At 75.8% G+C, this 26,960-nt stretch carries 21 protein-coding genes; 12 read left to right on the top strand and 9 right to left on the bottom strand.

All coding sequences use genetic code 11. The features are described 5' to 3' along the window. Positions 1 to 191 precede the first annotated feature (191 nt). The gene (locus ACN9MS_RS17045; RefSeq protein ID WP_426309613.1) at positions 192 to 812 is read left to right on the top strand and encodes a hypothetical protein; all 621 of its coding nucleotides are present in this window, start codon (positions 192 to 194) and stop codon (positions 810 to 812) included. A 99-nt stretch (positions 813 to 911) separates the two neighbouring features. Here ACN9MS_RS17045 and ACN9MS_RS17040 read toward each other — a convergent pair whose 3' ends face one another. Beyond that, a complete protein-coding gene (locus ACN9MS_RS17040) occupies positions 912 to 1,952 on the bottom strand; it encodes a hypothetical protein (RefSeq protein ID WP_426309612.1) in 1,041 nt (346 codons plus the stop codon). 280 nt (positions 1,953 to 2,232) lie between these two features. Further along, positions 2,233 to 4,071 (bottom strand): DUF4012 domain-containing protein, encoded by a 1,839-nt coding sequence (locus tag ACN9MS_RS17035; protein WP_426309611.1) that lies wholly within the window; start codon positions 4,069 to 4,071, stop codon positions 2,233 to 2,235. A 141-nt stretch (positions 4,072 to 4,212) separates the two neighbouring features. On the opposite strand from ACN9MS_RS17035, the gene ACN9MS_RS17030 reads away from it, so the two are divergent. The 9 genes from ACN9MS_RS17030 to ACN9MS_RS16990 all read left to right on the top strand — a co-directional run bounded on the left by ACN9MS_RS17030 (position 4,213) and on the right by ACN9MS_RS16990 (position 13,948). Beyond that, the gene (locus ACN9MS_RS17030) at positions 4,213 to 4,776 is read left to right on the top strand and encodes an RNA polymerase sigma factor (protein WP_426309610.1); all 564 of its coding nucleotides are present in this window, start codon (positions 4,213 to 4,215) and stop codon (positions 4,774 to 4,776) included. 70 nt (positions 4,777 to 4,846) lie between these two features. Continuing rightward, complete coding sequence (locus ACN9MS_RS17025; RefSeq protein ID WP_426309609.1) at positions 4,847 to 6,310, top strand: hypothetical protein; 1,464 nt, start codon at positions 4,847 to 4,849, stop codon at positions 6,308 to 6,310. 289 nt (positions 6,311 to 6,599) lie between these two features. Next, positions 6,600 to 7,838 (top strand): inositol-3-phosphate synthase, encoded by a 1,239-nt coding sequence (locus ACN9MS_RS17020; protein WP_426309608.1) that lies wholly within the window; start codon positions 6,600 to 6,602, stop codon positions 7,836 to 7,838. Continuing rightward, positions 7,835 to 8,752, top strand: a complete 918-nt coding sequence (locus tag ACN9MS_RS17015; RefSeq protein ID WP_426309607.1) for an SCO3242 family prenyltransferase — start codon at positions 7,835 to 7,837, stop codon at positions 8,750 to 8,752. The genes ACN9MS_RS17020 and ACN9MS_RS17015 overlap by 4 nt, the downstream gene beginning before the upstream one ends. Next, entirely contained in the window at positions 8,749 to 9,696 is a 948-nt protein-coding gene (locus tag ACN9MS_RS17010; protein ID WP_426309606.1) for a sugar phosphate isomerase/epimerase family protein, read from the top strand. Before ACN9MS_RS17015 ends, ACN9MS_RS17010 begins: the two co-directional genes overlap by 4 nt. Further along, positions 9,693 to 10,397 (top strand): EboA domain-containing protein, encoded by a 705-nt coding sequence (locus tag ACN9MS_RS17005; protein ID WP_426309605.1) that lies wholly within the window; start codon positions 9,693 to 9,695, stop codon positions 10,395 to 10,397. Before ACN9MS_RS17010 ends, ACN9MS_RS17005 begins: the two co-directional genes overlap by 4 nt. Beyond that, positions 10,397 to 11,275, top strand: a complete 879-nt coding sequence (locus ACN9MS_RS17000) for a TatD family hydrolase (RefSeq protein WP_053371741.1) — start codon at positions 10,397 to 10,399, stop codon at positions 11,273 to 11,275. The genes ACN9MS_RS17005 and ACN9MS_RS17000 overlap by 1 nt, the downstream gene beginning before the upstream one ends. A gap of 28 nt (positions 11,276 to 11,303) precedes the next feature. After that, positions 11,304 to 12,533, top strand: a complete 1,230-nt coding sequence (eboE, locus tag ACN9MS_RS16995) for a metabolite traffic protein EboE (protein ID WP_426309604.1) — start codon at positions 11,304 to 11,306, stop codon at positions 12,531 to 12,533. Beyond that, positions 12,530 to 13,948 (top strand): alkaline phosphatase family protein, encoded by a 1,419-nt coding sequence (locus ACN9MS_RS16990; RefSeq protein ID WP_426309603.1) that lies wholly within the window; start codon positions 12,530 to 12,532, stop codon positions 13,946 to 13,948. The genes eboE and ACN9MS_RS16990 overlap by 4 nt, the downstream gene beginning before the upstream one ends. 104 nt (positions 13,949 to 14,052) lie before the next feature. Here the strand turns inward: ACN9MS_RS16990 and ACN9MS_RS16985 are convergent, their stop codons facing one another. Beyond that, positions 14,053 to 14,742 (bottom strand): DUF4241 domain-containing protein, encoded by a 690-nt coding sequence (locus ACN9MS_RS16985; protein WP_426309602.1) that lies wholly within the window; start codon positions 14,740 to 14,742, stop codon positions 14,053 to 14,055. A gap of 84 nt (positions 14,743 to 14,826) precedes the next feature. Between ACN9MS_RS16985 and ACN9MS_RS16980 the strand changes: the two genes are divergently transcribed. Then, complete coding sequence (locus tag ACN9MS_RS16980) at positions 14,827 to 15,249, top strand: GNAT family N-acetyltransferase (protein WP_426309601.1); 423 nt, start codon at positions 14,827 to 14,829, stop codon at positions 15,247 to 15,249. Positions 15,250 to 15,332: 83 nt separating this feature from the next. Here the strand turns inward: ACN9MS_RS16980 and ACN9MS_RS16975 are convergent, their stop codons facing one another. Further along, positions 15,333 to 18,935 (bottom strand): S8 family serine peptidase, encoded by a 3,603-nt coding sequence (locus tag ACN9MS_RS16975; protein WP_426309600.1) that lies wholly within the window; start codon positions 18,933 to 18,935, stop codon positions 15,333 to 15,335. A 309-nt stretch (positions 18,936 to 19,244) separates the two neighbouring features. On the opposite strand from ACN9MS_RS16975, the gene ACN9MS_RS16970 reads away from it, so the two are divergent. Then, positions 19,245 to 19,970, top strand: a complete 726-nt coding sequence (locus ACN9MS_RS16970) for a hypothetical protein (RefSeq protein ID WP_426309599.1) — start codon at positions 19,245 to 19,247, stop codon at positions 19,968 to 19,970. 4 nt (positions 19,971 to 19,974) lie between these two features. On the opposite strand, the gene ACN9MS_RS16965 is transcribed toward ACN9MS_RS16970, so the two are convergent. Genes ACN9MS_RS16965 through ACN9MS_RS16945 form a run of 5 tightly spaced genes read right to left on the bottom strand, consistent with a single transcriptional unit; the run spans position 19,975 to position 26,904 of the window. Next, entirely contained in the window at positions 19,975 to 21,501 is a 1,527-nt protein-coding gene (locus ACN9MS_RS16965) for an AMP-binding protein (RefSeq protein WP_426309598.1), read from the bottom strand. Between the two features lie 10 nt (positions 21,502 to 21,511). Continuing rightward, a complete protein-coding gene (locus tag ACN9MS_RS16960; protein WP_426309597.1) occupies positions 21,512 to 22,123 on the bottom strand; it encodes a hypothetical protein in 612 nt (203 codons plus the stop codon). Further along, positions 22,113 to 24,080: a hypothetical protein gene (locus tag ACN9MS_RS16955; protein WP_426309596.1), complete on the bottom strand. Its 1,968-nt coding sequence runs from the start codon at positions 24,078 to 24,080 to the stop codon at positions 22,113 to 22,115. The genes ACN9MS_RS16960 and ACN9MS_RS16955 overlap by 11 nt, the downstream gene beginning before the upstream one ends. Next, a complete protein-coding gene (locus ACN9MS_RS16950) occupies positions 24,068 to 25,321 on the bottom strand; it encodes a hypothetical protein (protein ID WP_426309595.1) in 1,254 nt (417 codons plus the stop codon). Before ACN9MS_RS16950 ends, ACN9MS_RS16955 begins: the two co-directional genes overlap by 13 nt. Beyond that, a complete protein-coding gene (locus tag ACN9MS_RS16945) occupies positions 25,297 to 26,904 on the bottom strand; it encodes an ATPase (RefSeq protein ID WP_426309594.1) in 1,608 nt (535 codons plus the stop codon). The genes ACN9MS_RS16950 and ACN9MS_RS16945 overlap by 25 nt, the downstream gene beginning before the upstream one ends. Between the last annotated feature and the right edge of the window lie 56 nt (positions 26,905 to 26,960).

Here is a 26,960-nt window from a genome sequence, read left to right as displayed (position 1 = left end):
GTCCCTGACGAGGTCCCGCCTCTGTGGCTCGCGGGTACGGGGAATCCCGTACCCGCGAGCCGTCATCGTGTGGGTCTCACGCATCTCCACCCGCGTCCGCGCTCGCTAGCGTGACAAGACCGACGAGGTCTCCGCAGCTCCCCCCAGTGGGCTGCGGGGACCTCCGACCGTGAAAGGCGACCATCGTGCACGTGCACCATCGAACGACCCGTTTCTCCCTCTCCCTGGCGGTCGCCGCGCTCGGCGGCGTGCTCCTGGCCGGGTGCACGGGGGCCTCCGAGCCCGACGCGACCGCCGACGGAGGCTCGGGCCCGGCCACGGCCGAGGACCACGGCGCGCACGGCGCGCACGCCGACGAGGGCAAGGTCCCGGTCGGCCCCCTCCAGCTCCCGGCCGCCGAGTACTGGTCCGTGCTCCAGCCAGCCGACGGCGTCACGCAGGTCCGCTCGGGCGGGTGCCCCGAGGACGTGGTCTGCCCCAGCTTCGAGATCCTCACCGGCGCGGGCCTCGACGGCGTCGACCCGGCAGCGGCCCACGTGCCCGACGGCGCCACGTGCCCGGGCACCGACGAGCTCGCCGCCCGCGCCGTCGGCGAGGCGTCGGAGTCGGAGGTCGAGGTCGCCGGCACGCCCGCCACCCTGGCGCGCTGGACGCTCTCGTGCGTCGACGCGTCCGGCGCCGAGGTGCGCACCGTCGAGCAGCTCCAGTGGTACGTCCCGGACGCCCCCGGCGGTGCGGTGCTCGTCGTCGACCGCTGGGCCTTCGAGGGCCTGGAGTCGCGCCTGGCGGCCGGCGGCTGGGCGGCTGCCTGACCGATCGGTCCCGTCCGGGTCGCCGCTGTCGTGACCCCGACGGGCGAAGGCCTCGCACCCTGGCGGGTGCGAGGCCTTCGTCGTGCGTGCGGTGCCCGGTCAGCCCTTGCGGGTCCGGCGCGTCAGCAGGACGATCGCCGCGCCGACCACGGCAAGCCCGGCGGCGATCGCGGCGTAGAGGCCGACCGTGGCGCCGGTCTCGGCGAGCGTCGGGTTCTGGCTCCCGGCGACGGGGTTGTCTACCGGCGTCACGCCGGGGAAGCAGTTGCTCGTGTCCTGCGGGTACGTCACGGGGACCGTCACCTCGGGGTTCACGGCGAACGTCAGGTCCACGGTCCCCGTGGCCCAGCCGTGGGTCGCGGTGTTGATCCACATGTTGTTCACGAGCTCCCAGCCCTCGTCGGCCGGCAGGTCGACGAAGCGCTCGGGATACGCACCGGGCCACAGGACCCGTCCGCTGAGGGGCAGGTCGGCCATGACCTCGTCCTCGCCGTCCGGGTTGTGCCACGTCAGCGTCGCCGTCGTGTTCGGCGTGCCGGTGACCGAGACCCCGTAGTCGAGGTACGAGACGCCCTCGACGCAGACGGGCGTGAGCACGTCGACCTTGATCGTCGGTTCGGGCGTCCCGGGCGGGTTCGTCGCGCACTCCGGGGTCGACGGCGGGTAGGCCACGACGGTCTCGGCCGTCGGGTTGACCTCGAAGACCACCGTCACGCCCGCGCGGACCCAGTCGAACTCGTCGCCGACGACCCACTCGCCGTCCACGAGGCTCCAGCCGGGCCAGTCGACCGGGTTGCCCGCGCCGTCGACCTCGGCACCGGGCCACAGGACGCGGCCCGAGAGCGGCAGGCCGGACTGGACGACGTCCTCGCCGTCGGGGTTGACCCACGTGATCGTGAGCGGGTTCGCCTCGTCGTTCTCGTAGTCCTCGGGGAGCTCGAAGACGTAGTCGAGGTAGGGGACGTCGCCGTCGCAGACCGGCGAGGCCACGGTGATCTCCGGGACGTAGGTCTCGGGGTCGGTGGTGGCCGCGCTCGCGGACGTCGCGACGACGGGGACGGTCAGGAGCGCGGCGACCGCGGAGAGAGCTCCGACGAGCACCGCCCGTCCCGTGCTGCGCAGGCCCTTCGAGGTACGCATGGCTTCTTCACCCGTCTCGGTTCAGGGATTGTGGAGTTCCGGTACACAGAGAGCCCCGGAGTACGGTCCGTGATGCACGAGGTGTCACGGGCCGGTGGCACGGGTCGAGCGACAGGCGCCCAGAATAGCGAGGATCAGGACCCGAACTGGACGGTCGTCCGGGTGAATTGTGGTCGCCAGGACCATCGTTATCGCGCCGTGATCCTGCGCGTGTTCCGGTAGGCGAACCGGCGCCGCTCGAGGGCGGTGCCGCCGGCGTCCGGCAGGACGCCGCGTCGGGTCACCCGCACGCGGCGACCGGGACCACGGCGAGGCCGGGCGTCGACACCGTCGGGGTCGTCCACACGTCGATCGTGCCGTCGGCGCCCGGGTGGTCCTGCGTGCCGGTCGAGGTCACGGTGAACGAGACCGTCGTGCCCTGTCCCGGCGCGAGCTCGACGGGGAGCGAGGACGCGCGCCGGCCACCCACCTCCGCGACGAGCGCTCCCGTCGGTGCCCCGCCAACCCGGACGGTGCCGACCTCGCCGCCGCGCGGCGGGTAGAGGACGACCACCGTGCGCACGTTCCCCGGGGTGACGCCCGAGATGCCGCCGCCGGTGACGTACCAGGGCAGGCTCGTCCCGGCGTCGGCCGGCGCCGTGGACGTGAGCGCGGCGCTGAAGGTGTCGACGCGCCCGCCGTCCGTGCACACGCTCCCGGTGAGCCGGACGTCCGTGTCGAGGTAGTAGCCCATCTTGCCGCCGGTGGCGTCGTTGAGGAACACGCCGACGGAGCTCGCCGCGCGGTCGGCGGTGTCGATGTCGCCCGCGACGACCGTCCCCGCCAGGCGGGCCTGCTCGTCGGGGCGCGCGGACCAGAGGAGCACGCGGTGCTCGTCCGCGCCGCGGGCGAGGGCGTCGCGCGCGAGGCCGGGGTCCGCGGCGCCGGCGAGGAAGGTCGCGAGGACGGTCGACGCGACGGAGGCGAAGAACGCGTCCGTCTGCTCTCCGGGCTCGAGCTCGGCATAGGCGTCCGAGAGGAGGACCTCGACGACGTTGCCCGCGTCGAGCGCGACGGTCTCGTCGCCGAACCGCACGTCGATCCCCCCGGTGGCCTCGAGCAGGTAGGACAGCGCGACCGGGTCGATCGCCGCCACGCCGTCCACCGTCTCGCCCTGCGACTGCTCCCACATGGCCGCCGTGAGCTCCGCGGTCGTGGGGAAGTCGGGCGTGAGCGGGGTGTCCTGCACGTACCGGGCGACCCGGTCCGTGAAGAGCTGCTCGACCCCGGGCTCCAGCGGGAGGACGGGCTCGGCGAACGGCGGGACGTCGGCCGTCGACGCCTGGCGCTCCAGCGAGAGGGCGCCGTCGTCGACCGAGAGGACCGCGAGCGCTCCGGGGATGCCGCCGCCGGCGCGCAGCTCCGCGCTGTTCAACGAGACCAGGAGGTACCGGCGTGGCCCGTCGGCACCGAGCATGGCGGGGCCGAGCGCGGTGAGGCGGTCGGCGGTGCGCACGACGGGGCGCAGGTCGTCCGTCCGGGCGACGAGCGTCGCGTACGGCTCCGCGATCTCCTGGTGCAGGGCGGTGGGGTCGACGCGGGCGAGCCGGGCGTCGATGTCGTCGAACACGTCCGCGGCGCGCGCGACCGCCGGCGCGGCGTCGACGAGCGGGGCGAGGTCGACACCGCCGTCCGCGATCGTCACGCTGTCGCCCTCGACCGCGCCGAGCGCCTGCGTGAGCGAGGGCAGGACGACCGCCGCGAGGTCGTCCACGGTCGCGGCCGCGGCGGAGAACGCCCGGACGTCCTGGCCGTACACGGGGAGGTGCGCGGCGAGGGACCACAGCGGGCCGTCGGTGCTCGCGCGTGCGGTCGCGGTGAAGGGCTGGACCCGGTCCAGGGCGGCCTCCGCGGAGTCCACGTCGCCGGCGCGCAGCGCCTCCTCGGCCGCGGGGACCTCGTCGAGCGCGCGGGTCAGCGCGTCGCGCGCGGCGAGGGCGTCGCGAGCGAGCAGCGCGACGCACGCCACGAGGAGCACGGCCAGCAGGATCAAGCCCCAGCCCAACCAGGACGCCCAGTGCCGACGTCGTCGACCGCCCGTGTGGCGCGGCGGCGGGTCGGCCGGCTCCGTCGTCGTCATGCCCCACAGCGTAGGTGCTGGGCGGTGGCAGGATCGGTGCCGTCGCGGGTGAGGTTCGGGTGAAGGATGCGCCGTGCAAGGAACGGACCCCCCGGGACACAGAGCGGTTGACAGCCCCGACCCCGCCGACGAGGAGCCGCCGTGACGACCGACGAGGGCCACGACGTCGATGCCGACGCCGCCGTCCACGACGAGGCCTGGTTCGCCGCGCTCTTCGCCGCGCACGCGACGCCGCTCTACCGCTACTTCCGCCGTCGGCTGCCGAGCGCCGCCGGCTCCGTGGGGCCCGACGCCGACGACCTCACGGCCGAGGTCCTCGCGACGGCCTGGCGGCGCCGCGCGGACGTGCCCGACGGCGCCGAGCTTCCCTGGCTGTACCGCACCGCGGGCTTCGTCCTCGCCAACCACCGGCGCAAGGCGCGGGCCGTGCCGGTGGCGGAGGTGCCGGACCGTGGTGACGAGGGCGCGGACGTCGAGCACGTCGTCGTGCAGGACGACGAGGTCCGGCGTGCGCTGGGCGCGCTGTCGGTCCGCGACCGGCGCATCCTCCTCCTGCACGCGTGGGAGGGGCTGGGCGGTGACGACCTGGCGGCGGTCCTCGGCACGTCGCGCGGGGGCGCCGACGCCGCGCTCTCGCGGGCGCGGGCGCGGCTGCGCACCGCGTGGGCGGAGCAGTCGGCCCTCGCGCAAGAGTCGGGCGCCTGAGCACACATCACGGGTAGACCCGACCGGCCGCGGCCCCCGCGGCGCGGCCCCGCAGTACCTGGAGGGCGACATGACCACCCGAATCCCCGACCAGCCCGACGACGCCGACCTCGAGCGCCTCCGCGCCGCCGACCCGGCGGCCGGCACCGCACCGGAAACCGGCGCCCTGGAGGCCGCGGTCCGCGACCGCGTCCCCGAGGCGTTCGCCGGCGGGGCGACGGCCGGTTCGCCTGACAGCGCCCCGCTCTCCGGGCCTGCGGGCCTGACCGCGGTGCTCGTCGACGAGCTCGCCGAGCGTCGCGCACGCCGCCTGCGCCGGCGGGCCCCGCTCCAGGTCGCCGCGGCCGTGGCCGGCGTGCTCGTCGTCGGGGCGGGCGGCTACGCGCTCGGTGCCGGAGCGGTCGGGGCCTCGTCCGCGGGGGACTCGGCCGTCGAGTCCACGGCGCTCGCGCCCATCCAGCTCGGTGCCGCCGACGCGCCCGCCGCGGGAGACGCCGCCGGCGGGGCGGTCGCGCCGGAGAGCCTCGCCGCCGGGTCGCGCGCGACGGCCGACATGGCCTACCCGGGGTTCTGGGGCGGGCGCACGGTGTTCCACCAGGACGGTCTCTCGACGCAAGGGGCCGGCGCGGACGCCTGGGCGTACGACGCCGCGGGCGTGTACTCGCAGGAGACGGCGCGCCGCGTCGCGGACGCGCTGGGTGTCTCCGGCGAGGTGCGCGAGGACTACGGGTCGTACGTCGTGGGGTCGACCGACTGGACCGGGCCGACGGTCTCGCTCCAGGCCGACGGGCTCGCGAGCGTGAGCTTCAACGACCCGACGAAGGACCCGTGGGGCTGCGTCGTCGTGACGCCGATGCCGGCCGAGGGCGACGAGGGCTCGGGGAGCTCCGGCGCCGAGCCGGGGACGTGCGAGGAGTCCGACCACGGCGCGCCTCCGAGCAGTGCGGACGCCGTCGACGCGCTCCGCGACGTGCTCGGGTCGCTCGGCCTGGACCCTGCCGGGTACGAGGTCGTGGCGGAGGAGCAGGTGGCCGACCAGGGCGCGCCGCGGTCGACGACCGCGACCGCGTACGAGGTCGTCGAGGGGCAGCGCACCGGGGCGCAGTGGAGCGCGACGTACTCCGGAGCAGGGCTCGCGTCGCTGTACGGGAGCCTCGCACCGCGCGTCGCGATCGGCGCGTACGACGTGGTGAGCCCGGCCGAGGCGGTGGACCGCCTGGGCGACCCGCGGTTCGGCGGGGGCGGCATGATCGCCCTCGCGCGGGAGGACGCGACCGCGCAGGCCGTGCCCGAGATCGCGCCCGCCGAGCCGGAGGCGCCGACCGTGCCGCCCACGGTCGGCGAGGGTGCCCGGTTCGCGTGGCCGGTCACGGACGTGACGATCACGGACGCGCGTCTCGGCCTCGCGGTGCAGTACCAGCCCGACGGCGCGGCGGTGCTCCTGCCCGCGTATGAGCTGTCCGACGCCGACGGCAACGTGTGGTCGGTCGTGGCCGTCGTCGACGACCAGCTCGACTTCGCGCCCGCCGGCTGACCGGATAGACCGAGCGCGGCCGGGCGGTCGCCATCCCAGCGATGGCGACCGCCCGGTCGCGTTTGCCGTACGCTTTTGCACGCTGCAAGCGTTCTGCCTCGCGAAAGTGGCCACGCTTTTGATTGACCATCGACAAAAGTGTGACTAGGGTCGCAGCAGACCGGGCGCCCACCGGGTCGGAGAGCGTTCACACGCCCTCGTCCGGGCGTGCGGTCCGACGATGGCAGGGAGGCCATCGTCGTCGTGCTCGGCGGCGCTCCGGCGCCCGCCGACGGGAACGGGAGCAACGATGCACCACTTCGCTTCTGACAGCTCGTCAGACCGCCCGGCTCCGGACGCGCGCACGGGGCTCTGGCTCGTCGGCGCCCGCGGCTCCGTCGCGACCACCGCGGCCCTCGGCCTCGCGGCCATCGCCGACGGACGCGCAGCGCCGACCGGTTGCGTCACGGTCTCCGAGCCCTTCGCCTCCGCCCCGCTCCCGTCGTTCGGCGACCTCGTCGTCGGCGGTCACGACATCTCCGACGTCTCGATGGTCAAGCGCGCGGAGCTCCTCGTCGAGGCCGGCATGATCGCCCCTCGCCTGCTCACCGCCGCGCACGCCGCGCTCGAGCGGGCGGACGCCGAGGTCCGCCCCGGCTACTCCGCGCACCCCGCCGAGGGCGCGCCGCGCGAGTCCCAGCAGGCTGCGGCGGAGCGGCTCGCCGCGGACATCGTCGACTTCCGCGAGCGGCACGGGCTCGCGCGCGTCGTCGTGGTCGACCTCGTGTCGACGGAGCCGCTCCCCGAGCCGGCCCCCGAGCTCTCGGACCGCGACCTCCTGCGCGCGGCGCTCGCCGACCCGGAGCGCGCGGTGCTCCCGCCGAGCTCGGTGACCGCGTACGCCGCGCTGCTCGCGGGCGCCCCGTTCGCCGAGTTCACGCCGTCGGCGAGCATGCACCTCCCGGTGCTCCTCGAGCTCGCCTCGGAGCTCGGCGTCCCTGTCGCGGGCCAGGACGGCAAGACCGGGCAGACGTGGCTCCGCACGATCCTCGCCCCGGCCTTCGCGGCGCGCGGCCTGCGCGTGCTGTCCTGGGCGGGCGCCAACCTGCTCGGCGGCGGCGACGGCGCGACCCTGGCCGACCCGGAGGCGGTCCAGAGCAAGCTCGTGTCCAAGTCCCGCGGCCTGCAGGACCTCACGGGCAGCGACGTCACCCCGCTGCACATCGACAACGTGCCGGACCTCGGCGACATCAAGGTCGCCTGGGACCACGTGCACGTCGAGGGCTTCCTCGGCTCGCGCCTCACGCTGCAGACCACGTGGTCGGCCTACGACTCGATGCTCGCGGCGCCGCTCGTGCTCGACCTCGCGCGCCTGCTCGCGCTCGCCGACGCCGCCGGGTACGGGGGGCCGGTCCCCGAGCTCGGGTTCTTCTTCAAGGACCCGTGGGGGAGCGGCGTGCACGACTTCGCGGCGCAGACCGTCGCGCTCGCGGACTGGGTCCGCGAGGCGGCGGCCCGCGTCGGAGCCGCACCGGCCGACCGGCCGTGACCGGCTCCCTCCACGACCACCTGGACCTCGTCCGCGCCCCGGCGGTCCTCTCGGTGGTCGGTGACACGCTCGCGGGCGCGGCCGCGGCCGGTCACGCGCTCACGCCGCGGCGCGCGCTGCTCCCGCTGGCCTCCGCGTGCCTCTACGCGGGCGGCATGGCGCTCAACGACTACGCCGACCGCGACCTCGACGCGGTCGAGCGGCCCGAGCGCCCGATCCCGTCCGGGCGCATCTCCGAGGCCCGCGCGCTCCGGGTCGCGGTGGGTCTCACGGCCGCGGGCGTCGGGCTCGCCGCCGCAGGCGGGGGACCGCGGGCGCTCGCGGTCGCCGTCCCGCTCGCCGCGAGCGTCTGGACGTACGACACGGTCGCCAAGGAGCACGCCGTCGGCCCCGTGGTCATGGCCGCGTGCCGCGGGCTCGACGTCCTGCTGGGTGCGGGCGTCGGGCACCTGCGCGCCGCGCTGCCCGCCGCGGCGGGGATGGCGGTGCACACCGCGGGCGTGACGTTCGTGTCGCGCGGCGAGGTGCACGGCACGACGTCGTCCCTCGCCGCCGGCGTGGCCGCGGCCACCGCGGTCGGCGGGGCGGTCGTCGGGGTCGGGGCGCTGCGCCGTGGTCGTGGGGTCGGCCCGGGCCGCGCGACCCGCGTGGCGACGGCGGTGGCCGGGGTCGTCGCGGCCGGCGCGTACCTCGCGACAGCGCTGCCTCGTCAGGTCGACGCCGCGATCACGCCGTCCGCGGGCAACGCCTTCGCGGCGACGAAGGCCGGGATCCGCGCGATGCTGCCCCTCCAGGCGGCGTGGGCGGCACGCGGCGGAAGCCTCGCGTCGGTCGGCGTGCTCGCGGGCGTCGAGGTCGCGGGCCGGCTCCTGCGCCGGTCCGGGCGCGGGCGTGCCGAGATGAGCGAGACGTGAGCGCGGACCGGGCCCCCGGGCCGGGGATGCCCTTCACGCTCGGTTACGGCACCAACGGCTTCACGGACCACCCGCTCGATGTCACGCTCGACGTGCTCGACCACGAGGGCTACGGCGCGGTCGCGCTCACGCTCGGCTTCCCGCACCTCGACCCGTTCACGGACGGGTGGCGCGCGGAGGTCGGCGCGCTGCGTGGTCGCCTCGCCGCCCTGCACGGCGGCGCGGGCATGCGCGTCGTCGTCGAGACGGGCACGCGGTTCCTGCTCGACCCGTACCGCAAGCACCGGCCCACGCTCGTGGACACGGAGGCCGACGCCCGGCTGCGGTTCCTGCGGCGCGCGGTCGAGATCGCGGCCGCGCTCGACGCCGAGTGCGTGTCCTTCTTCTCCGGCGTCCTGCCCGACGGCGCGTCCCCGGCCGAGGGCTGGTCGCTCCTGCGCGACCGCCTGCCCGGGCTCGTCGAGCACGCGCGCGACCACGGCGTGCGGCTCTCGCTCGAGCCCGAGCCGGGGATGCTCGTCGAGACCGTCGGCGACGCGCTGCGGCTGCGGGACGACCTCGGCGGCGACGCGGGGGACCTGGCCGACCTCGGCGTGACCGTCGACGTGGGGCACTGCCTCGTGGTGGAGCCCGACGGCGTCGTGGGCGCGCTGCGCGCCGCCGCGCCGTACCTCGCGAACGTGCAGCTCGACGACATGCCGCGCACGCACCACGAGCACCGCCCGTTCGGCGAGGGCGAGATCGACCTGCCGCTCGTGCTCTCGACCCTCGCCGACGTCGGGTACACCGGTGTGGCCGCGGTCGAGCTGCCCCGCCACTCCTACGACGCCCCCGGTCTCGCGCGCCGCAGCATGACAGCGCTGCACGAGGCATGGGGGCGGCCCGGGACGACCGTCCCCGACCAGGAACCACCCGTCTCCGACCACCCCCAGGAGGTGCCATGACCGAGCCAGCCCCCGCCGCCCCCGCGGCCCAGGACGGCGCGACCACCGAGGGCGAGCGCTGGCTCGCCGAGGCGCGCGCCGCCGTCGAGCAGGACCCCGCGGCCGTGTCGCGCGCGTTCGCGCTCGCCGGTCGCAAGGTCGGCCGCACACCGGTCCGCCCCGAGTCCGACCCCGCCGGCATCGTCCACGGCACCGTCGACGACGCCGCGCGCGCCGCGCTCGTGGTCACCCTCGCCGGGGCCGTCGGGCGCCGCGGCTCCGACGCCGACGCGGCGCTCGCCGCGCGCCTCGCGGACCTGTACCAGCACGGTGACACCGCCGAGCGGCGCGGCGTCCTGCGCGGGCTCGACGCGCTCACCGAGCGGGGGACGCTCGCGGGCGACTCCGCCGCCTCGGTCGTCGCCGTCGGGCGCGACCTCGCCGCCGACGCGCTGCGCACCAACGACCAGAGCCTCGTCGCCGCGGCGGTCGGGCCGTTCGCGGCCGCGCACCTCGACCCGCACGCGTGGCGCCACGCCGTGCTCAAGCTCGTGTTCATGGGCGTCAGCCTCGACGCCGTCGCCGGCCTCGACGACCGCGCGGACGACGAGCTCGCCCGCATGGCGCGCGACTTCGCCGCCGAGCGCCGCGCCGCGGGCCGCGTCGTGCCCGACGACGTCGCCCGCCTCGCCCCTGACGTCACCACCGGGAGGACCGCCTGATGCGCATCTTCGACCCCCACATCCACATGACCAGCCGCACGACGGACGACTACGAGGCGCTGTACGCGGCGGGAGTGCGCGCGCTCGTGGAGCCGGCGTTCTGGCTCGGCCAGCCGCGCACGAACGTGGGGTCGTTCCTCGACTACTTCGACGCCCTCCTGGGCTGGGAGCGGTTCCGGGCCGCGCAGTTCGGCATCCGGCACCACGCGACGATCGCCCTCAACCCCAAGGAGGCGAACGACGCGCGCTGCCGCGAGGTGCTCGACGAGATCCCGCGCTACCTGCTCAAGGACGGCGTCGTGGCCGTCGGCGAGGTCGGGTACGACTCGATGACGCCCGAGGAGGACGAGGTGTTCTCCCGCCAGCTCCAGATGGCGCGCGACGTCGAGCTGCCGGTCCTCGTGCACACGCCGCACCGCGACAAGCTCGCGGGCACGCGCCGCACGCTCGACGTCGTGCGCGAGTCCGGGGTGCCGTCCGAGCACGTGCTCGTCGACCACCTCAACGAGACGAACGTGGCGCTCGTGCTCGATGCCGGCGCGTGGGCGGGTTTCTCCATCTACCCGGACACGAAGATGGACGAGGACCGCATGGTCGCGATCCTCCAGGAGCACGGCACCGACCGCATGATCGTCAACTCGGCTGCGGACTGGGGCCGGTCCGACCCGCTCAAGACGCTCAAGACCGGCCGCGCGATGCTCGCCGCGGGGTTCACCGAGGACGACGTCGACAAGGTGCTGTGGCGCAACCCCGTCGAGTTCTACGGGCAGTCCGGCAACCTCGTGCTCGACCCGGTGCCGGGCTTCGTCGAGGGCGACCTGCCGACGCCCGGCGTCGAGTTCGAGGGCTCGTCCGTGCTGCGCGGCGTGCGGGCGTAGCGGGCCGTCTCGGAAGGGCACCACCACCATGCTGTTGTCGTACTGCACCAACGTCCACCCCGCTGAGGACCTCGACGGGGTCGTCGAGCAGCTCGTGACCTACGCGGGCCCGGTCCGCGCGGCCGCGGGGCTCGACGTCCTCGGGGTCGGGCTCTGGATGCCCGCGACGCTCGCGCACCGGCTCGCCGCGTCGCCGGCGGACCGGGCGTGGCTGCGCGCCGTCCTCGACGAGCAGGGTCTGCAGGTCCACACGCTCAACGCGTTCCCCTACGGCGGGTTCCACGCGGACGTCGTCAAGCTCGACGTCTACACGCCCACGTGGGCGCAGCCCGAGCGGCTCGCGTACACGCTCGAGTGCGCCGAGGTCCTGGCCGACCTCCTGCCCGACGGCGCGGCGGGCTCGATCTCGACCCTCCCGCTCGCGTGGCGCGCGCCGTGGTCCGCGGCGGACGACGAGGCGGCGACCCGCGCGTTCGTCGCGCTGGGCGCGGGCCTGCGCGACCTGCACGAGCGGACGGGGAAGGTCGTGCGCGTCGCGGTCGAGCCGGAGCCCGGCTGCGTGCTGGACACGGTGGACGACGTCGTGGCCTGGCTCGCGGCGCGCACCGGGGGTGACGGGACCGCGGCGGGCGCCGGGGAGGAGCGGATCGACCCCGAGCACGTGGGGGTGTGCCTCGACACGTGCCACCTCGCGGTGTCCTTCGCGGACCGGCGCGCGGGGACGGCCGCCACGGTGCGCCGCATCACCGACGCCGGGCTGCGCGTGGTCAAGGTGCAGGCGTCGGCGGCGCTCCACGTAGACGACCCGTCCGACCCGGCCGCGCGCGCGGCCGTCGGCGCGTTCGCCGAGAAGCGCTACATCCACCAGGTGCGCGAGCTCACGGCGTCGGGCGACGTGCTCGCCGCCGACGACCTGCCCGACGCGCTCGGCGACGGGCCTGCGCCCGGGCCGGGGGACGTCGTCGGGCACCCGCTGCCGGGGGAGGGGCCGTGGCGCGTGCACTTCCACGTGCCGCTGCACCACGAGCCTGCCGCTCCGCTCGCCGCGACGACCGACGTTCTGCGCGACGCGGTCGACGCCGTCCGGGCGGCACCGCACGGCGACGAGGCGCACCTCGACGTCGAGACGTACACGTGGGCGGTGCTCCCGGAGGGTGCGGCGACCGACTCGCTCGTCGCGGGCATCGCGGCCGAGCTCCGCTGGGCCACCACCCACCTCACCGCCGACATCGACCTCACCACCAGGAGGACCGCATGAAGCCCGTGCTGCTGCTCGACGTCGTCGGGCTCACGTCGACCGCGCTCGCGCACATGCCGCGACTGCGCCAGCTGGCCGCGAGCGGCTGGCAGTCCGAGCTCGCGACGGTCCTGCCCGCGGTGACGTGCAGCGTCCAGGCCACGATGACGACGGGGCTCAGCCCGTCGCAGCACGGGGTCGTCGGGAACGGCTGGTACTTCCGCGAGCTCGGCGACGTGTACCTGTGGCGGCAGCACGCCCGGCTCGTCGAGGGTGAGAAGCTCTGGGAGGCCGCCCGCCGAGCGCGCCGGGAGTACTCCTCCGCGAACGTGTGCTGGTGGAACGCGATGGGTATGACGACCGACGTCACCGTCACGCCGCGCCCGATCTACCACGCGGACGGGCGCAAGTCCCCGGACGCGTACGTGCGCCCCCCGGCGCTGCACGACGATCTCGTCGGCCGGTTCGGCGAGTTCCCCCTGTTCACGTACTGGGGCCCGACGGCGGACATCTCGTCCTCGCGGTGGATCGTCGACGCGACGCGGCACGTGCTGCGCACGCACGCCCCGGACCTCACGATGGCGTACGTCCCGCACCTCGACTACGACCTCCAGCGGTTCGGGCCGACGTCCCCGCAGGCCGACGCCGCCGCTGCCGAGCTCGACGAGACCCTCGCGCCCCTGCTCGACGACGCCGCGAACCAGGGTGTGACCGTCCTCGTGGTCTCGGAGTACGGCATCGCGGACGCCGACCGGCCCGTGCACCTCAACCGCATCCTGCGCCGCGAGGGGCTGCTCGAGGTCTACGTGCAGGACGGCAAGGAGCAGCTCGACCCGTGGACGTCGCGCGCGTTCGCCGTCGCGGACCACCAGGTCGCGCACGTCTACCTGGGCGACCAGCACGACCCCGCGCTCCAGCGGCGCGTCACCGACCTGCTGCGCGGCGTCCCGGGCGTCGACGAGGTGCTCGACCGCGAGGCGCAGGCGCGGTACGGGCTCGACCACGAGCGCTCCGGCGACCTCGTCGTCGTCGCGGAGCCCGGAGCCTGGTTCACGTACTACTTCTGGCTCGACGACGCGCGCGCGCCGGAGTACGCGCGCGGCGTCGACATCCACCGCAAGCCGGGCTACGACCCCGCCGAGCTGTTCTTCGACCCGGCCGACAAGCTCGCCAAGGCAAAGGCGGGGCTCAACCTCGTGAAGAAGAAGGTCGGCCTGCGGTACGCCATGAGCACCGTCCCGCTCGACGCGTCGTACGTGAAGGGCTCGCACGGCCGTCTGCCCGACTCCTCGGCCGACACCCCGCTCGTGCTGTGCTCCGACGCCGAGGTCCCGGTGTCTGTCGCGGGGGTCGTGGAGAGCGGGAGCGGGCAGATCCCGGCGGCGGCGATCAAGGGCCTGGTGCTCGAGCTCCAGGGCCTCGGCGTCCGCGTCTGACCCGCAGCCCGCGAGCCTGCCGTGCCCCGGCCACGACGCCGAACCCGGGACTCCTCCTCCGCGACGGTCGCCGCTGAGGAGCGGTCCCGGGCTCGGCGCGACCGTCAGTCCTCGTCGTCGTCCGGGAGGGCGACGAGGAGGTCGAGGTGCAGGCCGAGCAGCGTGCCGTCGGCCGCGACGGTGCGCACGAGCGGGTAGAAGCCGTCGCCCCACCCCGAGTGGGAGAGCACGACGTTCTCGCCCTCCTGGGCACCCGGGAGCAGGATGTTCGCCGACCCCTCGCGCAGGTGGTCGGGCGAGTCGGTGAGCGCGAACCAGCTCGTGTCCGTGCCGTCGTCGAACACCTCGTCGTACCAGTCGCCGTCGGGCATGAGCCGCGCGACGGCGTCCGCGTCCGCGAACGCGACCGTCCCGGCGTCCACGGGCACGCCGTAGGCGGCGCCGGCCTCGGGAGGCCCGTCGGCGCCCTCGGGGACGACCGGCTCGACGGCCGCCACGTCGCCCTCGGCGAGCACGACGCTCAGGTACGCCTCGCGCAGGTGGGAGCCGTCCTGCTCGTCGGAGACGTCGGCGACGGTGACGCGCACGGGGTACCGGCCCGGCTCGACCTGGACGACGAGTCCCTCGCCGAGCAGCGTGAACGGGTCGGACGCCTCGATCCTGCCGCTGGGCAGGACGAGCTCGCCCAGGTCGTGCACGGTGAGGCGCAGGCCCGGGCCGCCCGGGGCGCCGGTCCCTGCGGCGGGGCCGGGGCGCAGGGCGAAGAACGTGTCAGGGGTGGGGAAGTCGCTCACGCCGCGAGCGTAGCCGCCGGAGCGGGCGTGCCGCCCGGGGAGACGCCGCTGCGCCCGCGGTGCGGAGCCGGGCATCATGGCCGGATGCCGCTGACCACCGACGACGACCCTCGCCACCTGGACCGCGAGTGGATCTGGCGCATGCTCTCGACCGAGGTCTACTGGCACCGCTGGCGGGAGCGCGCCGACGTGGAGCGGCAGATCGACGGCGCGTGGCGGGTCGTCGGTGTCTACGACGGCGCGACCGGTCGCCAGGTGGGGTTCGCCCGGGCAGTGTCCGACGGCGTGAACGACGCCTACCTCGCGGACGTGGTCGTCGACCCGGCGGACCGCGGTCGCGGTGTCGGCACGCTCCTGGTGCGCACGATGATCGACGACGGCCCCGGGGCGCGGTTCCGCTGGACGTTGTTCACCGACGACGCCCACGGGCTCTACGCGAAGTTCGGCTTCGAGACGCCCGACCGGACGGCGATGGTGCGCCCGGGCGCGCGGCGTCTCGCGCCCTGACGCGGCGAGGGCCGCCACCCGGTCTCGGATGGCGGCCCTCGCCGTCGTGCGTACTGCTGACGGCCGCTGACGGCCGCTGACGACTACGAGCAGCTCAGCGCCTCGTAGTCCGCGTCGTAGGTCGTCGTGACCTCCTCGCCGTCGACCTCGGCGGTGAGGGTCGCGGTCACCGACCCGGCGTCGAACGACGCGGAGCGCGACGAGAACGACTGGTAGGCGTTCTTGCCGTCCTTGACGTTCGGGAACGTCTTCTCGCCGTACGGCGTGGTGACCACGACGTCGGCCGCGGCGCCCGACTCGTTGAGCACGCGGACCGCGACGTGCGCCTTGCCGCCGAGGCAGCGCGCCTCGGCGGTGACCGTCGCGTCGACGACGGCGGACGTCGTGACGTCCACGGTCTGCCAGCGCTTGGTCGGCGTCGCGTTGTGCAGGTGCAGCAGCAGGAGCTTGCCGCTGCCCGCCTCGGCCGCCGCCTCCGAGCGGTGCACCGGGATCGACGTGTCGTCGGCCCCGACGAACAGGAGCTGGTCGCCGCCGTCGAACCAGTAGGCCGGGTCGTACGGGTCGCCCGTGAACGTCTTGGTCGCGTCGACGAGCTGGTCGGCGGCCTGCGAGTACGGCGAGTACGTGAGGACCTGGAAGGTCGGCACGTCGCCCTCCTCGATCCCGAGCGACCCGATGCCGACGGGGATGACGACGACGTTGTTGTCGAACACCGAGGTGTCGACGTTCCCCCACACGGAGTTGATCGGCTGGACGTCGATGTTGGCGCCGGCCTTCCAGGCCTTCCCGTCCGGGTCGGTCCAGTCCTTGAGCGTGAACGTCGCCGCGACCGTGAGATCCGTCTCGGAGTTCAGCTTCATCGCCGCGACCTCGAAGTCGGCCGTGCCGTCGGAGTCGACGTCCACCTCGACCGCCGGGATCGAGACGGAGCCGAGGCTCGCCCACTGCCCGTCGACCGCGACGCCGATGCCGATGACGCCGTCGGCGGGGTCGCCGCCGTCCGCCGCGACCTGCGGCGCCGTCGACGTGAAGCCGACCGCGCGCACGTCGGCCGCCGCGATGGCCGACGCCGAGGCCCCGACCGCCGCGTCCGCCTCGAGGCGCGGGCTCGTCGTCTTGAGCTCGAACGGCGCGACGAGCGAGTACCAGCCGCCCGAGGCCACGCCGCGGCCGTCGAGGTCGAGGTCGGCGGTGGTCGCCGATCCCGGGAAGGCGACGGCCTTGCCGGAGAGGTCGCTCACGAGCTTCGGCGACGCCTGGACCGGGACGCGCAGCGCGGTACCGCCGTCGGTCGGGGTGAGGACGACGCGGCCGCTGACCGACGACACGAAGTCGCGCGGCACGCCGAGGCCGGAGTCGGCCGACGACGTCGGGTCGAGCTCCTTGGCGAGCGTCGCCGGGTCCGCGGTGAGCGTCACCGTGACGACCGTGCGCTGACCCGCGGGGACGGTGACCGACGCCGGGGCGACCGACACGGTCGCGCCGCCCGCGGTGCTCGACTGGGCGAAGCTCGTCGCGTACGTCTTGGGAGCGTCGCCCGTGTTCTGAACGGTCACGGTCTTGCGCACGGTCACGGTGTCCTTGCCGACCGGCACGACGCCGAACGCCACGGACACCTGGTCGGAGTCCTGCGACGCGTACGCGAGCGTGGTGTTCGCGACCGCGTCGACGGCGTCGACGCGCCCGGAGCCCACGCGCTCGGGGCCGTAGGCGGTGCCCGTGCCCGAGGGGCCGGTGAAGACGTCGTGCGTCGCGGTGTTCATGACCGACGCCTTGACCTCCGCCGGCGCCCAGCCCGGGTGGGCCTGCTTGACGAGCGCCGCGATGCCCGCGACGTGCGGGGTGGCCATGGAGGTGCCGGACTTGATGCTCGCGCCGTCCAGGTGGCCGGACGCGACGGACGCGATCCCCGTGCCGGGGGCCGCGACGTCGGGCTTGGCGACGCCGAGCGAGCCGTGCACGCCGCGCGACGAGCCGCTGTTGAGCGTGTCGCCGATCTCCGGGATCGAGACGAACGACGACAGCGCGAACGACGGGCCGATGGTCATCGTGACCTCGCCGGCCTCGATCGCCGGGCGCAGCGCGTCGTGGCTCGCGGCCGTGAGCTGGGCGCCGGGGATGCCCGCGTTGCCCGCGATGCCCGCGACGAACGACGGGAGCTCGGAGGACAGCAGCACGCCGACCGCGCCCGCGGCCTGCGCGTTGTTGAACCGCGCGGCGCTGCCGCACGCGCGCGTCGCGTCGTTGTCGTCCCAGTAGAGGAACGCGATCTTGCCCGCGACGGCCGCCGCCTGCTCGGGCGTGAACGCCTGGCAGCCGGAGAAGTCGTCCGCGACGAACGCGACGGGGGCGGTCACGTCCGCGCCACCCGCGTAGTCCTGGGAGTTCTGGGCGGGGTACTCGCCCGCGAGCGACTCGGGCGCGTCGACGCGCACCGCGTCGAACGTCTGGGTGTCGCCGAGCGAGTTCGCGACCGTGAGGGCGGTGCGCGCGTTGCCGGGCGAGCCTCCGACGTCGGTCACGTCGCCAGCGTTGCCCGACGCGATGACGGACAGGGTGCCGAGGCGCGAGAGCTGGTCGATGAAGAGGTTCTCCGGGTCGTCCGCGGGGGAGCCGTCGGAGCCCAGGGAGAGGTTGACGATGTCGAGGCGGTCGGACAGGTCGCCGTCGCCGTTCGGGTCGGCCGCCCACTCGAGCGCGTCGACGACGACGCCCGTCGAGCCGCCGAGGTCGCCGAACACCTTGAGCGCGTACAGGCCCGCCTCGGGCGCCGAGCCCGGGCCGACCTGCCAGTCGGAGATGTCGGTGAGGGTCGAGTAGTCGCCGTCGAACGTCTCGCCGTCGGCGGTGACGCCGTACGCCGCCGTCGTGCCGGCCACGTGGGAGCCGTGGCCCGAGCCGACCGAGTCGAGCGAGTCGATGGGGTTCTCGTCGGGCGTCGGGACCATCGACGTGCCCGGGACGGTGCCGCTCGCGTCGTAGTCGTAGCCAGCGAAGTCGTGCCCGCCGAGGAACTTCAGCTCGTCGAACGTGCCGTCGGGGACCGGGCCGGTGCCGCGGTCGCCGTAGGCCTCGTCGAACGCCTCCTGGGTGCCGGGGCCGCCGAACGCCTTGTGCGTGTAGTCGATGCCCGTGTCGATGATGCCGATGCGCACGCCCTCGCCGGTGAGGCCCGTGCTCTGCCACGTCTCGAGCGCCCGCGTGAACACGTCCGTGCCCTTGTTCGCCGGCTTCTTGGGGATGATCCGGTAGACCGTGAGGACCGAGGCGTCGCGCGCGAGGTCGCGCACCCGGGCCGCGTCGCCCGTGACGACGACGCCCGCGACGAGCGTGCTCGTCACCGACACCTGCTGCGGGTCGCGCGCACCGGCGCTGCGGGCGGTCGCCTGCTGCGGGACGACGTCGTCCGCGAGCTGCGCGACCTCCTGCGCGTTGGCCTCGACCTCGTCGGGGCTCGCGCCCTGCGCGGCGAGGTCGACGGCCGACGGCGCGTCGAGCTCGACGAACGCCGTGACGGTGCCGGTCGCCTTCGCGAGGGACGGCGCGACCTTGTCGGTCGGGGCGAGGGACGCGCCCGACTGCACGCCGAGGGAGTCCCCGGGGTCGGGCGGCGGGTCCGCGACGGCAGGCGCGGCGGCCGCGGCGACGACGGCGAGGCTCGCGGCGGCAGCGGTCAGTGACACGGGTAGAGAACGGTGCTTCATCGACACTCATCTCCCCGGCAGGGCCGGTTCGGCGAAGGGTTCGTGGATGGGTCCTTCCCAGCGGTCTCGCCCGGGTGGGACGGAGGCCACCCGAGCACGGTAACCAACGAGTGCACGACGTGCCCAGCGGCGGGTGCCGGTGCCGGCGACGAGCCGGAGACAACGGGGGCGGCACGCTCTACGATGCGGGCGGGGTCACAGGACGTGGCCGTCCTGTGGGAGTCCCCTTCCCGCGGCAGGTCCACGGGGTGCGAACCCGGGGGCGTGGCCCACGCAGAAGGAGAAACCATGACCAGATCCTCGCGCCGCGTCCTGTCCGCCACGCTCGTCGCCGGACTCGCCCTCAGCGCCGTCGCCGCGGCGCCGGCCCTCGCGTCGGAGCCCGACCTGCGGGTCGTGACCTGGGACCGCGGTGCCGACCCCGCCGCCGACGCGCAGGTCTCGACGGGCGAGAGCTGTGCGGTCGAGGCCCAGCCGCTCCTGCCCGGCCAGGACGCCGACACGCTCCCGCCCGCGCCCGAGGTGTGCTTCGGCTCGCTCGAGGAGGCGCTCGAGTTCGTCTCGGGCGGCGACGTCGCCTCGTCGCGGCTCGCCGACGCGACGGGGGCGGAGGTGGAGGGTCTGGTCTCGGAGCTCAACGCGTCGGCGTCGTCGGCCTCGGCCGGGCTGCGCCTCGCCGGGACGGAGCGCGCGACCGCCGCCGCCGCCAGCTCGCTCGTCCTGGGCGTGCTGTGGCGCGACGCCAACTACAAGGGAGCGTCCAAGGTGCTCTACGGGTCGGGCACCAACGGGTGCTACACCGGCTCGACCTACGGCTTCCCGAACCTCGCGAACCTGCTCATGAACAACGTCGTCACCTCCGCGACGACCTACGCGGGCTGCTGGGTGACCCTGTACGACTCGTACAGCTACGCGGGCGCGAAGAAGAACTGCACGCCGCACTGCGCGACGCTGGGCACGTTCGACAACCGGGCGTCCTCGGTCGTCTACCGCCCCGCGGGCCAGCTCGGCTGAGCCGTCACGCGGCGCCGCCGGGCACGTCGCTGGACCAGCGGCGGGCCCGGCCGGCGCCGAGCCGGGCCGGGCTCACCTCGCGCACGGCGACCGGGCGCCCCAGCAGCTGCCCGACGGCGTCGCCCGCGGACCGTGCGGCCCGCGCCCCGGCGTCGCCCGCGGCGTCAGGGACGACGTCGAGCGTGACGCTCCCGTCGGCCGACTGGTGGAGCTGCCACGCGGCCATGCCGTGGGCCTGGAGGTGCTGGGCGGCGTCGACCGACGGCACCCACGCGCCGTCGGGCCGCAGGTAGCGCACGGGGGACCGGCCCTCGAGGTCGTGCAGCTCGACCCGCTCCCCGCGCCGCACGATCCGCGCGCGGTCGCCGGTGCGGTAGCGCAGGAGCGGCAGGTACGGGTTCTCGTCGACCGTGACGACGACCTCGCCGAGGTCGCCGTCGGGGACCGGGGCGCCGTCGTCGTCGAGGACCTCGACCCAGACGCGCCGCCCCGCGACGACGACGAACGGCCCCGCGCCGGTGCGGGCTGCGACCGCGCCGGTCTCGCGCAGCCCGTAGAGGTCCACGACGGGCACGTCCCACGTCGCGCGCAGGCGCGCGCGGGCGACGTCGGACAGGTGCGCGGCCCCGCTGACGAGCGCGACCGGGTGCAGCGCGAGGCCTAGCTCCTCCGCGAGCCGGGCGAGCGCGAGGAGCGGCAGCGGCGAGCTCGACACCACCTGCGGGTCTTGCGCCGCGAGGAACGCCGTGCGGTCGCCGGGGTTCCTCCAGGCACCGGGGTCGAGGTTCACGCGCGCCATGCTCGGGGCGGCGGCACCCGGTCCACGCCGGAACCCGGTCATCGCCGACGCGTACGTGAACGCCTCGCGCTGGTCCACGAGGTTCATCAGGCCCAGGCGGCCGGGCGCGGGCTCCCAGGCGGCGCCCGTGCTCGCGACGAGGTGCTGCAGGAGCACGAGGTCCGCCGCGACGGCCACGGGGTGCAGCGGCACGCGGACCGCCGCGCCCGTGCTGCCGGAGCTCGTGCCCTCGAGCACGCGGCCGAGCGGCACGTCCACGGGGACGAACGACGCCACGTCGTGCCGCAGGTCGTCGCGCGTGACAGGGCGGACCGCGGTGAGCGGTGACCCGGCACGGCTCTCGCCGCGGTCGCGCGCCCGGCGGTACCGCGGCACGACGGCGTGCGCGCGGTCGACGAGCGCGCGCACCCACGCGGGCGGTGCGAGGGGCGACCCGTCCGCGGTGACGGGCGGCGCGCCCCGGTCCTCGGCGCAGGTGTCGGCACGGGCGTCGGGGCGGCCGGCGGCGAGGCGGGCCGCGACCTCGTCGAGCACGGGCAGGTCGTCGGGGCGCAGCCGGTCGCCGGTGACGTGGACCCAGGCGGGCGCGGCGGGGTGGTCCCGCACGGCGTCGAGCGCGGCCCGGCCGGCGTCGTCGAGCGTGGGCCAGCGCTCCGCGTCGGTGAGCGCGACCGCCGCGCCGGGGGCGTACTCGTCGAGCGTGAGGTCGGGGGCGTCGTCGGGTGTCGTCATGGGCTCCTCGTCAGTAGTTCGCGTACTGCGCGGCGGCCTCCTTGGCGCGCTTCTCGGCGAGCTCGCGCGCGAGCTGCTCGGCGCGACGCGCCTCCTGCGCCATCTCGTGAGCGATCCGGCGCTGCTCCGCCGTGCTCACGGCGGTCCACCGGTCCTGGGCCACCTCGGGGCTCTCGCCCGTGGGCCGCAGCCCGAGCTCGCGCAGCACGGCGCGGGCCAGCTCCTCGCGCGCCGTGGGCGCGTGCAGCCAGTCGTCCGGCGTCCGCAGCAGCGCCAGGGCGGGCACGGCCTGCTCGACGACCCGGACGAGCGCGCCCGGCGTCGCGGCGGCCCGGAACGCGGGCGCGGCGAGCAGGTGCTCGTCGCGCAGGAGCCAGCAGACCGTCCCGGCGAGCGCCGCGTACGGGGCGTGGGTGCACAGCGCCTCGACGGCGGCGCGCTGCGGGCCGCGCAGCACGCCGACCGCGCCGCCGGCGGCGAGGAGGTCCGCGGTGTCGCCGACGAGCGCGGCGGCCACGACCACGGGGTGGTCCAGCACGTCCGGGGGAGTGTCGGCCAGGCGGTGCACGACGTCGGCGAGCGCGGGGCCCTCGACCGTGGGGCGGGTGAGGTCATCGGCCACGACGGGCTCCTTCCGGTCGGCTGCCCGCTCCCGGGGCACCTGCCAGGGCACCGGTCGAGGCGCCCCACAGCTCGCGCGCGAAGGCGCGGGCGAACGCGACGAGGTCCTCCTGGCTCTGCACGGCGTGGACCCGGTAGCCCACCGCGTACTCCCGCACCGTCTCGGCGCCCTTCGCCGCGACGTCCAGCACGAGCGTGCCCCCGCCCCCGGCGGCCGCGACGGCGCGCGCCGCGGTGCCCTCGTGCGGCGCGACCAGCTCGGCGTCGGGGCGAGCGCCCCACCGGATCCGGACGACGTCGTCGAACATCGAGACGACGCCGTCGTCGGAGATGACGGCGACGTGGCACGGGCGCGTGCGGGTCGGCGGGGCTCCGGTCGCCGGGTCGCCGAGGTGCGTGCGCTCCAGGAGCGGGACCGGGAACGACGTCGAGCCACCGAAGTGCGCGACGACCGCGTCGAGCACGCGGTCCTCGTCGCGCACGAACCCGTCCGTCCCGGCGACCTGCTGCGGCCCGCTCCACGTCGTCGCCTGCACGCGGGCACCGGCGCGCAGGGCCGAGAGCGCGAGGACCGCCCCGGCGAGCGCGATCGGCGCGACCCGCCGCGTCGGGTCCGGCATCGAGCCGGACGAGTCGAGGTACAGGTCGAGGTCGACGGGGACGCGGTCGGGCTCGTCGCCCGTGTCCTCGTCGACCGACCGGCGCACGGTCGTGAACCCCGGCACGACGACGGGCGAGCGCAGCAGCGTCCCCGTCCAGTCCACCTCGCTCAGCTCGTCGCCCACGTCCCACTGCTCGTGCGCGCCGAGCAGCGGCTCCGTGGCACGCACGTGCTCGCGCACGGGGAACGGGACGAGGAGGGGCGCGGCGTGCTCGCGGTACCAGCGCCGGGCCGACGCCGCCGCGTCCGTCGTGAGCCCGAGCAGCCGGAGCGTCGCGTCGTAGTCCGCCGGCGCGAGGGCCTGGCCGGTCGCGTCGTGCGCGCCCTCGCCGTCCGTCCCGGGGGCGTGCTGGGTGGTGTCCGGTCGCGCCGGGGGGACGTCATCCGCGCCCAGCCCGAGGTCCCCGACGACGCGCGGGTCGAGCGCGGGGTGGCGCACGGGCTCGACGGCGCGCGGGTCCGTCGCGAGCCCGCCGGGGACCGCCCCGGCCACCTCGTCCTGGCCGCAGACCACCTGGGGCAGCGTGGACCGCCGACGCCGGAGGTGGCGCCGGCGGGCCTCGCGGTCTCCGTGCTCGGGTCGTGCCTGGCGGTCCTTCGCGGTCGCCAGCGACCCCGCCTCCGACGCGAGCAGCGTGCGCAGCAGCGCGGCGAACCCCGCGGCGCCGCCGACGGGGTCGTCCGCGTAGGCGCGCACGAGCCGCGCCACGAGCGTCGCCTCGCGCTCGGCCACCGGGACCTCGGACGAGGTGAGGTCGCCGCGCGGCAGGCCCCAGAGAATCTCGTCCGCGCGCAGCACGGTCTGCATGACCACGCTCGTCCCCGGACCCAGCGCGCGCCACAGCCCGGCGAGGTCGGTCCCGGCGCGGCGCTGGAGTCGGTCGTTGATGAGCAGGTCGCTCCACAGGTTGGCGGTGAGCGGCGCGAGCTGGTCCTGGTCCACGAGCCCGGCACGCGTGCGCGCGACGAGGAGCGCGCTCGTCGTGAGGTCGCCGGGGGAGAGCACGTGGTGCCCCACCTCGTGCGCGAGGACCGCGACCGCGTGGTCCTCGATGCCCAGCTCCACGACCTCGGCGAGGTCCACGTGGACGCTCACGCGCGTCGTCGAGAACCACGCGAACGACCCGACCCCCTCCGGGGCGGTGCCGGGGCCGTGCAGCGTCGGAGCGCCCAGGCGCGTGAACCGCCCCCAGGCCGCGAGCGCCTCGGGCCACGCGGCGTGCCACCGCTCGCGCAGCGCGCCGAGGTCGGGCGGCGCGCCGGGACGGTCCGGCGCCGCCGCGCTCACCGGGGCCACCGCACGAGGAGGACGTCGTACGAGCCGGTCCGGCTCACCAGCGCGAGCCGGCCGGACGGCGTCTCGACCACCGCGGCGCCGCTGACGTCCGTCAGGACGTCGTCGGGCGCGGGGTCGGCCGCGCCCCGGCCGGCGGCTCGGTGGTCCGACGCGTGCAGGCCCTGGTCGACGGCGTCGGGCCCCGGCCGGGTGACCGTGCCCGTGGCGTGGTCGCCGGCACCCGGGGCGCGCGCGACGAACGCGCCGTGGACGTCGGCGACGAGCGTCCACTCGACCGTCTCGTCGCCGGTCGCCGCGGCGTCGCCGGCCGGCGGGCCGTCGCCGGTCGAGAGCAGCACCCAGCGCAGGCCCGGGTGGCGCGCGTCGGCACCGACGACCAGCGCGGGCGACCGCCACGGGCCGCCGAACCCGCGGAAGCCGCCGAACCGCCCCAGGACCTGGGCGGGCCCGGGAGCACCCGGCAGGCGGACCCACCTCGAGCCGGCGGGTCCGTCGTCCTCCCCGCCCTCGCCGTCGGTGGGCCACCACCACGGGTCCGCGGCGTGGCGGTCGAGCACGGCCCGCAGGTCGGGGGAACCGGTCCGCGCGTCCGTGCCGGTCGCCGGGAGCGACAGCGCAGCCCGCGCGACCTGTGCCGGGAGCGAGCGTGCGGCGTCGAGCGCCGCGTCCCGGTAGCGCACGAGCCCGCTGCGCCACGCGGCGACGAGCACCGCGCCCCGGACGGTGCCGGCCACCGGGGCACCTGGCTCCGCGGCGGGCGACACCTCGGACGCGGCCACGACGCGCGTCGCCCATCCGGCGACGTCCCCCCGCGAACCGGGCCCGCCGCCGACGGCGCGCGCCCCGTCGACGACGGCCGCGACCGTGACCGCGGGCGCCGCCGCGAGCCACGGCCCCAGGCGCGGCACCAGGTCGAGGACGGCGCGCCGCTCCGGACCGCCGACGCGCCAGCGCCGCGCCGCCACGAGCCGCGCGACCGCGTCGACGAGCGCGTCGCACGTCGCCGCGAAGGCGTCGGCCCCGAGCGGGCCGACGAGGGGATCCGCCGCGAGGGCCGCCTCGCGCACCGCCTCGGCGAGCACGTCCCGGTCCGCGCCGAGCGCGAGGGCGCGGGCCAGCGCCGCGTCGTAGCGCTCGCGGGCCGCCAGCGCGCGGGCCGAGAACGCGGCCGGTGCGACCTCGCGGGGCACCAGGGCGGGACCGGTGGCGACCCCGGTCACGAGCCGCTCCAGCGCAGCCACGCGAGGTAGTTCGTGTACCGCTGGTGGGCGTACTTGAGCGCGAGCGCGTCCTCGTACACGTGGCCGTGGAGCTTGGCGTGCTTCTCCCACGACGCGAGGACCTGCTCGATCCGGGCGAGCCGGCGCAGCACGTCCGCCTCGGGCAGCCCCTCGAACCCGGCCGCGACGTCCGCGAGGACCGCCCCGACGTCGTCCTGGTCGTCCAGGCCGGCGGCGTCGTACTGCCGGCACGCCGTGTCGAACAGGTCGCGGATCCACGACACGCGGTCCGAGCGCAGCGGCTCCCGCTCGCGGTCGTCGAACGGGGCGGACCGGAGGTCGGGGAGCAGCTTGTCGTGCAGGACGAACGGGAGCACCGCGCGCAGGTCGGCGAGCTCCACCTCGGCGTCCCCGCGGAAGTACGCCATCGCCTTCGCGTACGCGACGAGCGACTGGAGCGCGCGCACCGACAGGCCGTTGAGCGTCTGCGCGCCCACGTCGCCCAGGCGGTCGCGGCCCGTGTCCGCCGTCGCCACGAGGTGCGGGTCCACGCCGGCGACGCGCGCCGTGTCCTTCGTCCGGTACTCGAACTGCCACCCCGCGCGCTCCAGCACCTCGAGCTGGCTCGCGAAGAACTCGAGGCGACGGCGCACCGGCTCGGGGAACGGCACGGCCAGGATCGCGGCGTGCAGCGCGTCGTGCTCGGCGGCGTCGAACACGATCTCCGGCGGCACGTTCTCCTCCGGGCGCACGCGCCGCTCCGCGCGCGCGACGAGGTCGCCCAGGAAGCGGTTGTTGAACGGCATCGCGTGCACGACGACGTCGATGCGGTCCCGCAGCGCGTCCACCACCTGGTACGTGCCGCCGCCCGCGTCGTCGTTCGCCGTGAGGTACCAGGCGGCGTCGCCCGTCTCGTAGACCTGGTCGTAGACCTCGACGTACCCGTCCGCGAGCACCGTGAGCAGCGCCGACTGCGTGCGCGTCGGGATGCGGTTGTACTCGTCGACGATCTTCACGCGCATCCCGAGCCACGACCGCCAGGCGACGTCCACGTCCGCGAGGCTGTCCGCCTGCACGAGGTCCTTGGGCAGCGGCGTGCCGAACAGGTCCGACACCGTGAGCTGGGGGTGCCCGTGCTGCATCGCGCGGCGCACGTCGCGCACCGGGTAGCCCGCGAGGACGCCCATGAGCACGGCGCTCGCGGTCTTCCCGCGACCCGGCCCGCCGATCATCAGGCACCGCCCGCGCACCGCGAAGGTCAGGAGCGGCAGCAGCACGAAGCTCGAGTACGACTGGTCGCTCGGCAGGGTGAGCAGCGCCTGGGAGTCGCCGAGGCGGAAGCTCGTCTCGCGCGCGCCGGGGGCCGCGAACTCGACGTCGTAGTGCGGGCTGATGATCGCGTGGTTGACGACCCAGAAGTACGCCTGGCGCAGCTTCTCGTCGAGCGGCAGACCGCTCGGCGCCGCGCCGTCGTCGGGGCCCGCCTCGGCGACGGGCGTGCCGAACAGGTCGTCGACGCCCAGAGCGAACGGGTCGCGCCCGCCGGCCTGCCCCGCGGGCTGCGGCCGGGTCGGCGCGGAGGACACGTGCTCGAGATCGGTCACGGGCCGATCCTGCCACCGTCCTGCGCGGGTCGCGGGGACGTCCGTGCCCGGTCCGC

The sequence above is a fragment of the Cellulosimicrobium sp. E-16 genome (assembly GCF_049913115.1).
Classification (GTDB): domain Bacteria; phylum Actinomycetota; class Actinomycetes; order Actinomycetales; family Cellulomonadaceae; genus Cellulosimicrobium.
Note: the sequence above shows the minus strand (reverse complement) of the source record. Positions and strands in the feature narration are given on the sequence as shown.

Bases quoted from the DNA above. Each gene is read 5' to 3' on its own strand.
- ACN9MS_RS16980 (WP_426309601.1), top strand. From the start codon at position 14,827: ATGCCGCTGACCACCGACGACGACCCTCGCCACCTGGACCGCGAGTGG.
- ACN9MS_RS17035 (WP_426309611.1), bottom strand. From the start codon at position 4,071: ATGACGACGACGGAGCCGGCCGACCCGCCGCCGCGCCACACGGGCGGT.
- ACN9MS_RS17040 (WP_426309612.1), bottom strand. From the start codon at position 1,952: ATGCGTACCTCGAAGGGCCTGCGCAGCACGGGACGGGCGGTGCTCGTC.
- eboE (WP_426309604.1), top strand. From the start codon at position 11,304: ATGCTGTTGTCGTACTGCACCAACGTCCACCCCGCTGAGGACCTCGAC.
- ACN9MS_RS17000 (WP_053371741.1), top strand. From the start codon at position 10,397: ATGCGCATCTTCGACCCCCACATCCACATGACCAGCCGCACGACGGAC.
- ACN9MS_RS17020 (WP_426309608.1), top strand. From the start codon at position 6,600: ATGCACCACTTCGCTTCTGACAGCTCGTCAGACCGCCCGGCTCCGGAC.
- ACN9MS_RS16965 (WP_426309598.1), bottom strand. From the start codon at position 21,501: ATGACGACACCCGACGACGCCCCCGACCTCACGCTCGACGAGTACGCC.
- ACN9MS_RS16970 (WP_426309599.1), top strand. From the start codon at position 19,245: ATGACCAGATCCTCGCGCCGCGTCCTGTCCGCCACGCTCGTCGCCGGA.
- ACN9MS_RS17005 (WP_426309605.1), top strand. From the start codon at position 9,693: ATGACCGAGCCAGCCCCCGCCGCCCCCGCGGCCCAGGACGGCGCGACC.
- ACN9MS_RS16990 (WP_426309603.1), top strand. From the start codon at position 12,530: ATGAAGCCCGTGCTGCTGCTCGACGTCGTCGGGCTCACGTCGACCGCG.
- ACN9MS_RS17025 (WP_426309609.1), top strand. From the start codon at position 4,847: ATGACCACCCGAATCCCCGACCAGCCCGACGACGCCGACCTCGAGCGC.